Source organism: Micromonospora endolithica (genome assembly GCF_003626595.1).
Classification (GTDB): Bacteria; Actinomycetota; Actinomycetes; order Mycobacteriales; family Micromonosporaceae; genus Micromonospora; species Micromonospora endolithica.
This window is the reverse complement of the sequence record NZ_RBAK01000002.1, coordinates 134,166-148,123: the sequence shown is the minus strand read 5'-3', so window position 1 is coordinate 148,123 and position 13,958 is coordinate 134,166. Positions and strand designations below refer to the sequence as shown.

The window sequence follows — 13,958 nt, the reverse complement described above, 5'->3', positions numbered from 1 at the left end:
CCGGGAGGGGACGTCAGGCGGCGGCGACGAACACCCGGGAGGCGACCTCGCGCGGCAGCCGGATCCGGTCGCCGGAGCGGTCGATGGAGACGCCGTCGCGCTCCTGGGCCACCGTCACCGTGGCGCCCGGGTCGACTCCGGCGGCGTGCAGTTGGCGCAGCACGTCGGCGTCGGTCTGCACGCTCTCGCAGATCCGGCGGACCACGACCGGCCCGGAGAGCCCGGGGAAGGCCAGATTGCGCTCACCCTCGGCCACCTGCGGCGCGGCCGGCTCGGGGGAGCCCAGCCCCTCCAGACCGGGGATGGGGTTGCCGTAGGGCGAGCGGGTCGGCCGGTTGAGCAGGTCGTAGACCCTCTTCTCGACCGCGTCGCTCATCACGTGCTCCCACCGGCAGGCCTCCTCGTGGGCCTCCTCGTAGGGCATGCCGATGACGTTGACCAGCAGCAGCTCGGCGAGGCGGTGCTTGCGCATCACCGACACGGCGGCGTTGCGGCCCTCGGCGGTGAGCGTGAGATGGCGGTCACCCTCGACGGTGAGCAGGCCGTCGCGTTCCATCCGGGCGACGGTCTGGCTGACGGTGGGGCCGCTCTGCCGTAGGCGCTCGGCGATGCGGGCACGCAGCGGCGGCACCCCCTCCTCCTCGAGTTCGAGGATGGTGCGCAGGTACATCTCGGTCGTGTCGACCAGATCATGCTTCACGTCAGTTGGCCCTCCGGTGCACGATGCTACCCCGCGCGTCCGAGAATGACCGCCGCCGAACCGCGAGGCACCGCCGGTGATGGTGTTGACTGGACGCCATGTCCGGAACCCAGGATCCGCTGGTGGAGCCCGATCGGCTCGCCGGCGAACTCGACCGCGCCGTCCCGCCCGTCCTGCTCGACGTCCGCTGGCGGCTGACCGGTCCGCCGGGGCGGGACGACTACGCGGCGGCGCACCTTCCCGGCGCGGTCTTCGTGGATCTGGACACCGACCTGTGCGGGCCGCCCGGTGCCGCCGGCCGGCACCCGCTGCCCGACCCCGCCGCGCTCCAGGCCGCGCTGCGGGCCGCCGGCGTCCGCGCCGGTCACCCCGTCGTGGTGTACGACGGCGGCGACGGCATGGCCGCCGCCCGTGCCTGGTGGACGCTGCGCTGGGCGGGGCACCGGGACGTACGCCTGCTGCACGGCGGGTTCCCGGCCTGGCTCGCCGCCGGCCTGCCGACCAGCACGGCGGTGCCGACCCCGGAGCCCGGTGACGTCGAGGTGCGCCCCGGCGCCCTGCCGGTGCTCGACGCCGGGCGGGCCGCCGCGCTGGCCGCCGCCGGCGACGGGGTGCTGCTCGACGTGCGGGCCGCGCCCCGCTTCCGGGGCGAGACCGAGCCGATCGACCCGGTCGCCGGTCATGTGCCCGGTGCGGTGAACCTGCCCGCCCCGGCGTACGTCGTCGACGGCCGCTTCCCGGCCGCGGCGGCGCTGCGCCAGCGGTTCGCCGCCGCCGGGGTGACCGCCGGCCGGCCGGTCGGGGCGTACTGCGGATCCGGGGTGACCGCCGCGCAGGCCGTCCTCGCCCTGCACCTGGCCGGTCGTCCGGACGCCGCGCTCTACGTCGGCTCGTGGAGCGAGTGGGTCGCCGACGAGTCCCGCCCGGTGGCCACCGGGGAGTGACGCGCAGCCCCCAGGCAGTGCCGCGACACCGGGCCGCAGGCGACGGGTGGGTGCCGCTGCCCGTGCGACGATGGGCGCATGTCCGACGACACGGTGGTGGTGTGGGACGAGTCGATGCTCGCCTACGACATGGGTGAGCACCCGCTCGATCCGGTCCGCGTCGAGCTGACCATGGCGCTCGCCCGCGAGCTGGGTGTGCTGCAGCGCTCTGGGGTGCGGCTGGTGAAGCCGGAGCCGGCCGACGACGACCTGCTGGCCCGGGTACACGATCCGCGCTACCTGGACGCGGTCCGGGTCGCGCCGCGCGACCCGCTCTTCGCCGGCTTCGGCCTGGGCACCTCCGACAATCCGGTGTTCGACGGGATGCACGAGTCCAGCGCGCTGATCGCCGGCGCCACCGTGGCCGCTGCCGAGGCGGTGTGGCGGGGCGACGCGCGGCGGGCGGTCAACATCGCCGGCGGTCTGCACCACGCGATGCCGGCCCGCGCGTCCGGCTTCTGCGTCTACAACGACCCGGCGGTGGCCATCGCCCGTCTGCTGGACCTCGGCGCGCGGCGGATCGCGTACGTGGACGTCGACGTGCACCACGGCGACGGCGTGCAGAAGGTCTTCTGGGACGACCCCCGGGTGCTCACGGTGAGCCTGCACGAGACGCCGCTGGCGCTGTTCCCGGGCACCGGCTTCCCCGACGAGACCGGCGGGCCGGACGCGCAGGGCACAGCGGTGAACGTGCCGCTGCCGCCGGGCATCGACGACGCCGGCTGGCAGCGGGCCTTCCACGCCACGGTGCCCTCGGTGCTGCGCGCGTTCCAGCCTCAGATCCTCCTCACCCAGTGCGGCGCGGACGGCCACCGGCTGGACCCGCTGGCCGACCTGCACCTGTCCGTGGACGGCCAACGTGCCACCTACCTCGCCCTGCGGGCGCTCGCCGACGAGCTGTGCGAGGGCCGCTGGGTGGCCACCGGCGGCGGCGGGTACGCGCTGGTCGAGGTGGTGCCCCGGGCCTGGACACACCTGCTCGCGGTGGCCACCGGCGCACCGCTGGACCCGGCCACGCTGACTCCGCCGGCGTGGCGGGAGCTGGCCGCCGCCCGCCGGCCCGGCCGGGACATCCCGCTGCGGATGACCGACGACGTCGACCCCGGCTACCAGCCGTGGCAGCCCTCCGGCGAGCCGACCGCGGTGGACCGGGCCATCGCCGCCGCCCGCAAGGCGGTGTTCCCGCTGCTCGGGCTCGACCCGTACGATCCGCGCGACTGACCGGAGGAGGGGAGGCGGTACGCGGTGACCACGGTGGACAACCCGGTGGACGTGCTGCTCAGCGACGGCACCACCGTCCAGCTGCGACCGATCCGGCCGGCGGACGGCCCGGGGATCGTGGCGATGCACTCCCGGTTCTCCGAGCGCACCCGCTACCTGCGCTACTTCTCGCCGTACCCCCGGATCCCCGACCGCGACCTGCAACGCTTCGTCAACGTCGACCACCGCGACCGGGAGGCGTTCGTGGTGCAGGTCGGCGACCAGCTGGTGGCGGTGGGCCGGTACGAGCGACTCGGCCCGCAGGCGCCGGACGCCGAGGTGGCGTTCGTGGTGGAGGACGCCTACCAGGGCCGGGGGATCGGGTCGGTGCTGCTGGAACACCTGGCCGACGCGGCCCGACGGGCCGGCATCATGAGCTTCGTCGCCGAGGTGCTGCCCAGCAACGGCGCGATGCTGCGGGTCTTCTCCGACTTCGGCTACCAGGTGCAGCGACAGTTCGCCGACGGCGTGGTGCACCTGACGTTCCCGATCGCGCCCACCGAGGCGACCCTGGAGGTGCAGCGCGGCCGGGAGCACCGGACCGAGTCCCGCTCGATCGCCCGGCTGCTCGCGCCGCGCGGCGTCGCGGTCTACGGCGCGAGCGCCACCGGGCAGGGCGTCGGCGCGGCGGTGCTGGGCCACCTGCGCGACGGCGGCTTCACCGGCGCGGTGGTACCCGTGCACCCGAGCGCGCGGACCGTGGCCGGGCTGCCCGCGTACCCGTCGGCGGCCGACGCGGGCCTGCCGGTCGACCTGGCCGTGGTGGCGGTGCCGCCGCAGGCGGCGGAGGCGGTGGTCGCCGACGCGGCCGCCGCCGGGGCGCACGGCCTGGTGGTCATCTCCGCCGGCTTCGCCGAGGCCGGCGCGGAGGGCGCGGCCGCGCAGCGTGCGCTGGTCCGCGCGGCGCACGCGGCGGGCATGCGCGTGATCGGCCCGAACTGTCTCGGGGTGGCCAACACCGACCCGACGGTACGCCTGAACGCCACGCTCGCCCCCCGGCTGCCGGTGCCCGGCCGGGTGGGCCTGTTCAGCCAGTCCGGCGCGTTCGGGGTGGCGCTGCTGGCCGAGGCGGACCGGCGCGGGCTGGGCCTGTCCAGTTTCGTCTCGGCCGGCAACCGGGCCGACGTGTCCGGAAACGACCTGTTGCAGTACTGGCAGGACGATCCCGGCACCGACGTGATCATGTTGTACCTGGAGACGTTCGGCAACCCGCGCAAGTTCGCCCGGCTGGCCCGCCGGATCGGGCGGGAGAAGCCGGTGGTGGCGCTCGCCTCGCCGGCCCGGCCGCCCGGCCTGGGTCCGTCCGCCGGGCCGGACGAGGTCGCGGTCAGCGCCCTGTTCGCGCAGTCCGGCGTGATCCGGGTGGACACCGTCGCCGAGCTGCTCGACGTCGGCGTGCTGCTGGCCAACCAGCCGCTGCCGGCCGGCGACCGGGTCGGCGTGGTCGGCAACTCGTCCGCCCTGACCGGTCTCGCCGCGACCGCGTGCGCGGCGCAGGGGCTCACCCTCGCCGACGGCTACCCGCGCGACGTCGGGCCCCGGGCCGGCGCACCGGAGTTCGCCGCCGCGCTCGCCGAGGCCGCCGCCGACGAGCGGGTGGACGCCCTGGTGGCGGTCTTCGCGCCGCCGTTGCCCGGCCAGCTTCCCGACGTGGAGACCGACTTCACCGCCGCGCTGCCCGCGGCGCTCGTCGCCGGGAAGCCGACGGTGGCGACGTTCCTGGTCGGCCGGGCCCCGGCCGGCGTGCCGGCGTACGGGGGTGTGGAGGAGGCAGTTCGCGCGCTGGGTCGGGTCACCGCGTACGCCGACTGGCTCCGTCGCCCCGTCGGCGCGGTGCCCGAGCTGGCCGGCGTGGACCGGGAGGCCGCCCAGGTGGCGCTGCGGCCGGAGTCGCTGGACCCGGTCGGGCTGCTGGCCGCGTACGGCATCGAGGTGGTCGAGTCGGTGCCCGCGGGTACGGCCGACGAGGCGGTGCGGGCGGCGGCGCGGCTCGGTTTCCCGGTGGCGCTGAAGGCCGCCGCCCCGGGACTGCGGCACCGCCTGGACCTCGGGGCGGTCCGCCTCGACCTGCCGGACACCGCGACGGTGCGCCGCGCGTACGCCGAGATGGCGCCGGTCTTCGGCGCGGACGTCCTGGTCCAGCCGATGGTCCCGCCCGGGGTGGCCTGCGTGGTCGAGCTGGTGGAGGACCCGGCGTTCGGCCCGGTGGTGGGTTTCGGTCTCGGCGGCGTCGCCACCGAGCTGCTCGGCGACCGGGCCTGGCGGGCGGTGCCGCTGACCGACCGGGACGCCACCGAGCTGGTGGACGAGCCGCGGGCCGCGCCGCTGCTGCGCGGGCACCGGGGTGCCGCGCCGGTGGACCGGGCGGCCCTGGCGGAGCTGCTGGTGCGGGTCGGCCGGCTCGCCGACGAGCAGCCCCGGGTCCGCGCGCTGGCACTGAATCCGGTGCTCGCCCGCCCGGACGGCATCTCGGTGCTGCACGCGAGCGTCCGGATCGGCTCCGCCGCCGCCCGCCCCGACACCGGCCCCCGCCGCCTGTGAAAGGAAGGGCCCCTTCTTAACGCCTGCGGTAGAGGAAGGGTCCCTTCCTCACGCCGCCTCCCGCGCGGGACGGCCCGTCAGGGGCGGCTGGAGATCTGCTGCACGCCCCAGGAGTTGCCGTCGGGGTCGGTGAAGAAGACGAAACCGACGTTGTCCAGTGGGTCCGGCACCGGGCGGGGATTCTTGCCGACCACCTGGATCTCGCTGACCTCGACACCCCGCTCGACCAGTTCGGCGTGCGCCTTGTGGAGGTCCGGCACGACCAGTTGGAGGCCCTTGAGCGATCCCGGCGGCATGTCCGGCACCACGCCCTTGCCGATCACGATCGAGCAGCCGGAACCCGGCGGGGTCAGCTGCACGATCCGCGCGTCGTCGCTGATCACGGTGTCGTGGTCGACGGCGAAGCCGAGCCGCTCGGCGTAGAACTCCTTCGCCCGGTCCACGTCGGCGACCGGTACGACCACCACTTCCAGCGTCCAGTTCACGATGTCTCTCCTGTCGTCGATGTCCGGGCCAGCAGGTCGGCCAGCCGGACGAAGCTCTCCCCGACGCCGCGCGCCATCGGGTAGCGCAGCGTGGTGTCCCGTCCCTGCGGAGTGGCGAAGCGCAGGGTGGTGGTGACCGTGGTCCGCCCGGCCAGCTCGGTGAATTCGTGGTCGACCAGCGTCTCGCCCGGGTAGGACTGGTCCTCGAACAGTTCCGTGCCGACCAGGCGGTGCGGTGGCTCGACCCGTCGGTAGGTGCCGGACTGGACCATCCGCCCGCCGTGCGGGCCGTGGGACACGAACCGCCAACGCCCGCCGACGCGCAGGTCGACGTCGCACTCGACCAACCGCCAGCCGCGCGCCCCGTACCAGCGGACCAGCAGCTCCGGCCGGGTGAACGCGGCGAAGACCGGCCCGGCCGGCGCGTCGAACAGGCGGCTGAGCACGATCTCCCGGTCGCCGGGGGCGTGCACCACGAGCGGGTCGTCCACGGTGCTCATCCGCGGTCTCCGGCCCCGGGCCGGTCGTCCGGGGGTGGTGCGGCGTCGGCTGCCGCCCGTAGGTCGTCGAGCAGGGCGTCGAGACGTTGGTAGCTCTCCGCCCAGTAGTCCCGGTAGTCCGCCAGCCACGCGGTGGCCTCCCGTAGCGGCGCCGCCTCCAGCCGGCAGGGCCGCCGCTGGGCGTCCCGCCCCCGGGTGACCAGGCCGGCGCGTTCCAGCACCCGGAGATGCTTGGAGACGGCCGGCTGGCTGATCGGGAACGGCGCGGCCAGCTCGGTCACCGTCGCCTCGCCGGCCGCCAGCCGGGCCAGGATCGCCCGCCGCGTCGGGTCGGCCAACGCGGCGAAGGTGGCGTCGAGCATGCCACTGTCCACGAACATAACCTCCTGGTTAGATAACCAGGAGGTTTCTATCGTGGATCTCCGCCGGGGTCAAGGACCACCGACGACACGAGCGGCCCCGGCGAACCGCCGGGGCCGCACGTGGTCAGGGTCGGGTCAGCAGGCGTACGCCTCAAGGCGCTGCGCCCGCTCCGGGGCCCGCAGCTTCAGCAGCGTCACCTTCTCGATCTGCCGGATCCGCTCCCGGGACAGGCCGAACTCGCGGCCGACCTCGTCCAGGGTGCGCTGCCGGCCGTCGTCCAGGCCGAACCGCAGCCGGATCACCGCCTGCTCCCGCTGGGACAGGGTGGCCAGCACGATGCTCACCTCGTTGCGCAACTCGCCCTGGGCGGCGACGTCGGTGGGCCCGCCGGCCGGGTCCACGGCGGCGACGAAGTCACCGAGCGCGCTCTCGCCGTCCTCGCCGACCGCCTGGTCCAGGCTCACCGGCTCCCGGTCGTACGAGATCAGCTCGATCACCTGGAACTCCGGGACCTCCAGCGCCCGGGCCACCTCGCTCAGGGTGGGCTCACGGCCCAGCGTGACCGACAGCTCCCGGCGTACCCGCACCATGCGGTTGACCTGCTCCACCATGTGCACCGGGATGCGGATGGTGCGGGCCTGGTCGGCCATGGCGCGGGTGATGGCCTGGCGGATCCACCAGGTGGCGTAGGTGGAGAACTTGTAGCCCTTGGTGTAGTCGAACTTCTCCACGGCGCGGATCAGGCCGAGGTTGCCCTCCTGGATGAGGTCGAGGAAGGCCATCCCCCGCCCGGTGTACCGCTTGGCGATGCTGACCACCAGCCGCAGGTTCGCCTCCAGCAGGTGGTTCTTGGCGGCGCGGCCCTCGGCGGCGATCGTCGCCAGGTCTGCGCGCAGCTCGGCGGAGACGGGGGTGCAGGTGGCCAGCTTCTCCTCGGCGAACAGACCGGCCTCGATCCGCTTGGACAGCTCGACCTCCTGGGCGGCGGTCAGCAGCCTGGTGCGGCCGATCCCGTTGAGGTACGCACGGACCAGGTCGGTCGAGACACCGCGCTCGTCGGTGGCGTCCAGGTCGGCGAGGGTCTCGGTGCCGTGGTCGGTGTCGGTGCGGCCGACCGGGCCCATCCGGTGCTCCTTCATCTGCATGGCCATCTTTCGTCTCTCCCCGTGTCCACGTCCGTGCCGTCGATCCGGCCCAGCGGTGCCGGTGTGACACACAGCTTGGCGGGCCGGGCGTGAAACGGGAGTGAGGCGATCGGGGACCCGACAGAGATCCCCGGCCGCCCCTGCGGCCGGTACGCGTGTCGTCGCCGTCGGTGCCTTGTCGACGCCGGTTACCGTGCCTGCGGTCGGCCGTGGTGGCCGGATCGCACCGGCGGACGCCGGTGGACAGGAAACAGGTAACGGAGGGTGTCGTGGTGTTCAAGCGGCTCATGCAGGCGATGGGCGTCGGTGGCCCCTCGGTGGAAACCGTGCTGGCCAACCCGAACTGCCGGCCCGGCGGCCAACTGGAGGGGGTCGTGCACGTCGCGGGCGGCGACCACCCGGTCGACGTGTCCTACGTGGCCCTCGGCCTGGTCACCCGGGTCGAGGTGGAGAGCGGGGACAACGACTACAACACCACCCAGGAGTTCCACCGGCAGCAGGTGACCGGGGCGTTCCGGCTGGAGGCGGGGCAGCGCCACGACGTCCCGTTCCGCTTCGCCGTGCCCTGGGAGACCCCGGTGACCCAGGTGTACGGGCAGCACCTGCACGGCATGACGATGGGTCTGCGTACCGAGTTGGAGGTGGCCCGCTCGGTGGACAAGGGTGACCTGGACGCGGTGTCGGTGCACCCACTGCCGGCCCAGGAGCGGATCCTGGACGCGTTCCTGCGGCTGGGTTTCCGGTTCGCCCGCGCCGACGTGGAGCGGGGCCACATCTACGGCGTGCACCAGACGCTGCCGTTCTACCAGGAGATCGAGTTCCACCCGGCGCCGCAGTACGCCGGGCAGATCAACCAGCTGGAGGTCACCTTCGTGGCCGACCCGCGCCAGATGCAGGTGGTACTGGAGCTGGACAAGCGCGGCGGCCTGTTCACCGAGGGCCGGGACGCCTTCGGCCGTTTCACGGTCGACCACGCCACCGCCGACCGCACCGACTGGACGACCCAGCTCGACGCCTGGCTCCGCCAGTCCCTCCAGCGCCGCGGCCTCTTCAGCTAACCCCACCCCACCCCGAGCACTGCGGTGATCATGGGGTTGACGGGTGGTTCGATCTCCAATCAGCCCGTCAACCCCATGATCACCCAAGGGGGCGGGGGGTTAGAGGTCCAGGAGGAGGGTTCTCGGGCCCACGTTGACGCTCTCCACCAGCATGTGGGTGCGGAAGCGGCCGGTCTCCACCTTCGCGCCGCGCTCGCGGAGGGACCGGACCACCTCCTCGACCAGGGGTTCGGCCAGCTCCGCCGGGGCGGCCTGCGTCCAGCTCGGCCGGCGGCCCTTGCGGGCGTCGCCGTAGAGGGTGAACTGACTGACCACCAGGATCGGCGCCCCGGTGTCGGCGGCGGACCGGTCGCCGTCGAGGATGCGTAGCTCGTGCACCTTACGGGCCATCGTCCGGGCGGTCTCCACGGTGTCCGAGTGGGTCACCCCGAGCAGCACCAGCAGGCCGTCGTCGATCGCGCCGACCACCTCGCCGTCGACCGTCACGCCGGCCCGGCCCACGGTCTGCACCACCGCCCGCATCAGCCGGCCCGCCGTACGCCGTGCCGGCGGTGACCCGGCGTCTGCCGCACCGGCCGGCCCGCCCGGCCACCGTCCGCCGTCCGCATCAGTCGGCCACCGGCTCGATGAAGCCGCGCTCGACCAGGTGCGCCACGATCGGGCCGGCCGCCTCGGCCAGTTCCTCGGCCGGCACGTCGTGGGCGACGGCGAGCAGCGCGAGCTGGTCCCGCAACGACAGCCGCCCGTCCGCCCCGCCGACCAGGGCCAGCACCAGCGGGTCGATCTCCTCGGTCCAGCGCAACCCGCGCGGCATGGCCAGTACCTGCCGGTCCACCGCCCAACCCTCGTCGCCCATGGTGGCCTCCTGGCGGAGCTGGAGGCCGTCGGCGGCCCGGTAGCGCGCGGCGAGCAGCCCTTCGGTGTCGCGTACGCGAAGCCAGTCCTGGCGGTCGAACCAGCCGGCGACGCGGTCGCCGAGCGGCACCTCGACCCGCTGGCGCAGGTCCTCGACCCGCACCACCGGGTCGGCGTGGCCGGCGCGGCGCAGCGAGACGATGCCGAAGCCGATCGCCTCCACCTTGTGCGCGTCGAACCAGTCCAGCCACGCGGCAGCCCGGTGCGGATCCGCGGTGTGGCCGACGTCGGTGAGCCAGAGGTTGACGTACGCCATCGGGTCGGCCACCTCGCGCTGGATCACCCACGCGTCCAGCCCGGTGCCCGCGAACCAGCCGGCCACCCGCTCGCCCCAGTCCTCGCCGGTGACGTGCACCCAGTTGGCCAGGTACTGCATGGTGCCGCCCTCGGTGAGCAGGCCCGGCGCCGCGGCGGCCAGTTCGGCGCCGATCGCGTCGCCCACCCGGCCGGAGTCGCGGTAGACGTGGGTGGTCGTCCCGGGGCCGACGACGAAGGGCGGGTTGCTGACCACCAGGTCGAACCGGCGGCCGGCGACCGGGGCGACCAGGTCACCGCGGAGCAGTTCCCAGTCCTGCCCGTTGAGCGCGGCGGTGGTGGCGGCGAACCGCAGGGCCCGCTCGGACAGGTCGGTCGCCGTCACCCGCCGCGCGTGGGTGCCCAGGTGCAGCGCCTGCACGCCGGAGCCGGTGCCCAGGTCCAGGGCGGTCTCCACCGGCTGCCGCACGGTCGCGCCGATCAGCGTCTGGGTCGCCCCGCCGATGCCGAGCACGTGTTCGGCGTGCAGGGGCCGGCCCGGCCGGGCGCTGGCCGGCACGTCGGCGAGCACCCACCAGTCGTCGGCGTACGGCTCCAGGTCCAGGCCCATCCGCAGCCCGTCACCGTGCCGCTCCACCAGGCCCCCGGCGAGCGCCTCGTCCAGCGACAGCGGCGCGAGGGCGGCGGCGACGGCGGCCTCCGGTTCGGTCTGCTCGCAGATGAAGACCCGGATCAGGGTGCCGAGCGGATCGCGGTCCTCGGTGGCCCGCAGGGCGGCGCGGAAGTCGTTGCGGGCCACCCCGCTGGTGGCCGCCGCGCCGAGGCGGGACGCGATGCCGTTGGCGGTGTAGCCGGCGTCGGTGAGTGCCGTCCGCAGCGCGTCCACCCCGGCGGGGGAGAGCAGCATGTCGTGTTCGTCCACGTCGCCATCCTGCCTGCCGGTCCGCCGCCGCCGGGCGGCACCCGCCGGATCGGTCGTGCCATCCCTTCAGTTGGTGAACATGCTAGTGATGGCGATCTATCTAATGGCTAGCATCACCTGCACTGACCATCGATGGCGTACCCCTCGGGCCACAAGCCGGGTGCGCCGGTAGGGAGGCAGGCGATGCCAGCAGGGTCCGTTCCGCGGCGACGTTTCATCCGGGCGCTCGCCGTCGCCGCCACCGCGGTGGCCGTCTCGGCGGCCGTCACCACCCCGGCGCGGGCCGCGCCGACCGGGGAGATCCGCGGCGCGGGGGCGCCGAACGCGATCAGCGGGAGCTACCTCGTCGTCCTGAAGTCCGGCACCGTCGGTGCCGCTGGCTCCTCCACCGCCCGTACCGCGGTACCGGACCGGGCCGCCCTGCTGGCCAATCGGTACGGCGGCAGCGTCGGCGACGTCTACAGCGCCGCCCTGACCGGCTTCAGCGCCACCATGACCGCCGGACAGGCCCGCCGGCTCGCCGCCGACCCGGCGGTGGCGTACGTGGAACAGGACCAGGTGCTGACCGCCTCGGCCACCCAGAGCAACCCGCCGTGGGGCCTGGACCGCATCGACCAGCGCAACCTGCCGCTGAGCCGCAGCTTCACCTACCCGAACACCGCCTCCAACGTCCGGGCGTACATCATCGACACCGGCATCCGGACCACGCACAGCCAGTTCGGCGGCCGGGCCACCTGGGGTACGAACACGGTGGACAGCAACAACACCGACTGCAACGGTCACGGCACCCACGTCGCGGGCACCGTCGGCGGTTCCACCTACGGTGTGGCGAAGCAGGTCCGCCTGATCGCCGTGAAGGTGCTCAACTGCTCCGGCAGCGGCACCACCACCGGCGTGATCAACGGCGTCAACTGGGTGACCGCCAACGCGGTCAAGCCGGCCGTGGCGAACATGAGCCTCGGCGGCGGGGCCAGCACCGCGCTCGACAACGCGGTGGCCAACTCGGTCAGCTCGGGTGTCACGTACGCGCTGGCGGCCGGCAACTCCACCGCCAACGCCTGCAACTCGTCGCCGGCCCGGACCGCGTCCGCACTCACCGTCGGCTCCACCACCAGCACCGACGCCCGCTCGTCGTTCTCCAACTACGGGTCCTGCGTGGACATCTTCGCGCCCGGGTCGAGCATCCTGTCGGCGTACCGGACCAGCGACACCGCGACCGCCACGCTCAGCGGCACCTCGATGGCCGCCCCCCACGTGGCCGGCGCGGCGGCCCTGGTGCTCTCGGCCAACCCGTCCTGGAGCCCGTCCCAGGTCGGTAACTACCTGATCACCAACGCCACCACCGGAAAGGTGACCAACCCGGGCAGCGGCTCACCGAACCGGCTGCTCTTCGTCGTCAACTGATCCCTCCCCCGCCCGGCCCGGTGGACCGGCCCGCGCGGGTCCACCGGGCCGTCGCGCGGGCGCGTCGCGCGGCCGCGCCGTACGGGAGGGTGTTTCTCCCGGCCGGAGCCGAGCGTCGGCGCCACCGGGCGCGCCGGCGGCGGGCAGGATGGGGGCATGACGCTCGTCCTGCCCATCGACCCCGAGGCCAACCGGCTGCTGGAGCGCAACCCGCTGGCCCTGTTGACCGGGATGGTTCTAGATCAACAAGTCTCGATGGAGAAGGCGTTCTCCTCGCCGTACGTCCTGGTGCGGCGCCTCGGCCACGAGCCGGACGCCGCCGAACTGGCCGGGTACGACCCGGAGGCGCTGGTCGCCCTCTTCGCCGCCCCGCCGGCGCTGCACCGGTTCCCCAAGGCGATGGCGGCCCGGGTCCAGGAGGTCTGCCGCGTCCTGGTGGACCGCTACGACGGCGACGCCGCCCGGCTCTGGACCGACGCCACCGACGGCGCCGACCTGCTCCGCCGGATCGCCGACCTGCCCGGTTTCGGCCGGCAGAAGGCGCAGATCTTCGTGGCTCTGCTCGGCAAGCGGTTCGGCGTGACGCCGCAGGGCTGGCGGGAGGCCGCCGGCGGGTACGGCGATCCCGGCGCGTACCGGTCGGTGGCCGACGTCACGGACGCGGACTCGCTGCGCCGGGTGCGGGAGTACAAGCAGCAGATGAAGGCGGCGGCGAAGGCGAAGGCCGCCGGGGACTGACGCTCAGGCGGCGGTGGGCCGGGACAGCGAGGCCAGCGCCCGCCGGACGTCGGCGAGGGAGACCGTCGCCGAGTCGTCCAGGTCGGCCAGGCCGGCCTCGATCCACTGCCGCATCAGCGTGGTGACCCCGATGCCGCGGGCGTCGGCGGCGGCGCGGACCCGCTCGTAGGTCTCCAGCGGCAGCCGGACCGAGCGGCTCACCATCGGGGACTCGGTGTCCGGCGTGGGCAACTCGGCCGCCGGGCTCTCGTCGATCAGGTCGGCGAACCCGTCGCCACCGCCGTGGAACTGCTTGGTCGCGTCGTCACGGTGCATCGTCGCGCCTCCTCATCGGCGAGTTCTCCGCACGGCCTCGTCGTAGCGCTTGGCCTCGACGTCGGTCAGTTGCCGGGCGGAGAGGATGTCCCAGTCGTTGTCGGTGCCGTCGGCCTCGGCGAGCAGCACGGCCAGCCGGCGACCCCGGCGGGCGGCGGCGTAGACGACCATCACGTCGTCGCCCAGGTGACGGATCACCCGCCGGCTGCTGTGCAGCGCCTCCCAGACTTCCCCCGGCGTGACGTCGTAGACCCGCAGGTTGGCCAGCGCCTCCTCGGTGAAGCTGAACCTGCTGCCCACGGGGCGAGCGTACCACGGCGGTAACACGGAACCGGGTGCGTCGATTCTCGCTGATCACGCACGGGGAGTGACAG

General features: G+C 74.1%; 15 protein-coding genes. 6 read left to right on the top strand and 9 right to left on the bottom strand.

All coding sequences use genetic code 11. From position 1 onward, the window contains the following. Positions 1–13: 13 nt before the first annotated feature. On the bottom strand, positions 14–700 hold the full coding sequence (locus D7223_RS06605) for an iron-dependent transcriptional repressor DtxR (protein WP_120726092.1): 687 nt from the start codon (positions 698–700) through the stop codon (positions 14–16). Positions 701–798: 98 nt separating this feature from the next. Between D7223_RS06605 and D7223_RS06600 the strand changes: the two genes are divergently transcribed. The 3 genes from D7223_RS06600 (at position 799) to D7223_RS06590 (ending at position 5,484) form a co-directional block, all read left to right on the top strand. After that, complete coding sequence (locus D7223_RS06600) at positions 799–1,644, top strand: sulfurtransferase (protein WP_120726090.1); 846 nt, start codon at positions 799–801, stop codon at positions 1,642–1,644. Between the two features lie 78 nt (positions 1,645–1,722). Next, entirely contained in the window at positions 1,723–2,904 is a 1,182-nt protein-coding gene (locus D7223_RS06595) for an acetoin utilization protein AcuC (RefSeq protein WP_120726088.1), read from the top strand. 24 nt (positions 2,905–2,928) lie between these two features. Beyond that, entirely contained in the window at positions 2,929–5,484 is a 2,556-nt protein-coding gene (locus D7223_RS06590) for a bifunctional acetate--CoA ligase family protein/GNAT family N-acetyltransferase (RefSeq protein ID WP_120726085.1), read from the top strand. A gap of 77 nt (positions 5,485–5,561) precedes the next feature. Here the strand turns inward: D7223_RS06590 and D7223_RS06585 are convergent, their stop codons facing one another. The 4 genes from D7223_RS06585 to sigB all read right to left on the bottom strand — a co-directional run bounded on the left by D7223_RS06585 (position 5,562) and on the right by sigB (position 7,983). After that, positions 5,562–5,969 carry a VOC family protein gene (locus D7223_RS06585; protein WP_120726083.1) on the bottom strand — a complete coding sequence of 136 codons (408 nt, stop codon included), beginning with the start codon at positions 5,967–5,969 and terminating at the stop codon, positions 5,562–5,564. Further along, positions 5,966–6,469 (bottom strand): SRPBCC domain-containing protein, encoded by a 504-nt coding sequence (locus tag D7223_RS06580; RefSeq protein WP_120726081.1) that lies wholly within the window; start codon positions 6,467–6,469, stop codon positions 5,966–5,968. Before D7223_RS06580 ends, D7223_RS06585 begins: the two co-directional genes overlap by 4 nt. Further along, positions 6,466–6,849 carry an ArsR/SmtB family transcription factor gene (locus D7223_RS06575; RefSeq protein ID WP_186832251.1) on the bottom strand — a complete coding sequence of 128 codons (384 nt, stop codon included), beginning with the start codon at positions 6,847–6,849 and terminating at the stop codon, positions 6,466–6,468. The genes D7223_RS06580 and D7223_RS06575 overlap by 4 nt, the downstream gene beginning before the upstream one ends. Before the next feature lie 117 nt (positions 6,850–6,966). Beyond that, positions 6,967–7,983, bottom strand: a complete 1,017-nt coding sequence (gene sigB, locus D7223_RS06570; protein WP_420330295.1) for an RNA polymerase sigma factor SigB — start codon at positions 7,981–7,983, stop codon at positions 6,967–6,969. Between the two features lie 263 nt (positions 7,984–8,246). Between sigB and D7223_RS06565 the strand changes: the two genes are divergently transcribed. Continuing rightward, positions 8,247–9,035: a sporulation protein gene (locus D7223_RS06565; protein WP_120726079.1), complete on the top strand. Its 789-nt coding sequence runs from the start codon at positions 8,247–8,249 to the stop codon at positions 9,033–9,035. A gap of 99 nt (positions 9,036–9,134) precedes the next feature. Here the strand turns inward: D7223_RS06565 and dtd are convergent, their stop codons facing one another. Next, positions 9,135–9,557, bottom strand: a complete 423-nt coding sequence (gene dtd / locus D7223_RS06560) for a D-aminoacyl-tRNA deacylase (RefSeq protein WP_120726077.1) — start codon at positions 9,555–9,557, stop codon at positions 9,135–9,137. An 85-nt stretch (positions 9,558–9,642) separates the two neighbouring features. Then, complete coding sequence (locus D7223_RS06555) at positions 9,643–11,127, bottom strand: DUF7782 domain-containing protein (protein ID WP_186832250.1); 1,485 nt, start codon at positions 11,125–11,127, stop codon at positions 9,643–9,645. 183 nt (positions 11,128–11,310) lie between these two features. On the opposite strand from D7223_RS06555, the gene D7223_RS06550 reads away from it, so the two are divergent. Together D7223_RS06550 and D7223_RS06545 are read left to right on the top strand one after the other, a co-directional pair. Next, the gene (locus tag D7223_RS06550; protein WP_120726075.1) at positions 11,311–12,531 is read left to right on the top strand and encodes a S8 family peptidase; all 1,221 of its coding nucleotides are present in this window, start codon (positions 11,311–11,313) and stop codon (positions 12,529–12,531) included. A 156-nt stretch (positions 12,532–12,687) separates the two neighbouring features. After that, a complete protein-coding gene (locus tag D7223_RS06545; protein ID WP_120726073.1) occupies positions 12,688–13,269 on the top strand; it encodes an HhH-GPD-type base excision DNA repair protein in 582 nt (193 codons plus the stop codon). Positions 13,270–13,272: 3 nt separating this feature from the next. Here the strand turns inward: D7223_RS06545 and D7223_RS06540 are convergent, their stop codons facing one another. Beyond that, positions 13,273–13,584: a hypothetical protein gene (locus D7223_RS06540; protein WP_120726071.1), complete on the bottom strand. Its 312-nt coding sequence runs from the start codon at positions 13,582–13,584 to the stop codon at positions 13,273–13,275. A 12-nt stretch (positions 13,585–13,596) separates the two neighbouring features. Continuing rightward, on the bottom strand, positions 13,597–13,884 hold the full coding sequence (locus D7223_RS06535) for a hypothetical protein (protein WP_238161700.1): 288 nt from the start codon (positions 13,882–13,884) through the stop codon (positions 13,597–13,599). Positions 13,885–13,958 lie beyond the last annotated feature (74 nt).

Bases quoted from the DNA above. Each gene is read 5' to 3' on its own strand.
- D7223_RS06600 (WP_120726090.1), top strand. From the start codon at position 799: ATGTCCGGAACCCAGGATCCGCTGGTGGAGCCCGATCGGCTCGCCGGC.
- D7223_RS06595 (WP_120726088.1), top strand. From the start codon at position 1,723: ATGTCCGACGACACGGTGGTGGTGTGGGACGAGTCGATGCTCGCCTAC.
- D7223_RS06580 (WP_120726081.1), bottom strand. From the start codon at position 6,469: ATGAGCACCGTGGACGACCCGCTCGTGGTGCACGCCCCCGGCGACCGG.
- D7223_RS06575 (WP_186832251.1), bottom strand. From the start codon at position 6,849: ATGTTCGTGGACAGTGGCATGCTCGACGCCACCTTCGCCGCGTTGGCC.
- sigB (WP_420330295.1), bottom strand. From the start codon at position 7,983: ATGGCCATGCAGATGAAGGAGCACCGGATGGGCCCGGTCGGCCGCACC.
- dtd (WP_120726077.1), bottom strand. From the start codon at position 9,557: ATGCGGGCGGTGGTGCAGACCGTGGGCCGGGCCGGCGTGACGGTCGAC.
- D7223_RS06550 (WP_120726075.1), top strand. From the start codon at position 11,311: ATGCCAGCAGGGTCCGTTCCGCGGCGACGTTTCATCCGGGCGCTCGCC.
- D7223_RS06545 (WP_120726073.1), top strand. From the start codon at position 12,688: ATGACGCTCGTCCTGCCCATCGACCCCGAGGCCAACCGGCTGCTGGAG.
- D7223_RS06540 (WP_120726071.1), bottom strand. From the start codon at position 13,584: ATGCACCGTGACGACGCGACCAAGCAGTTCCACGGCGGTGGCGACGGG.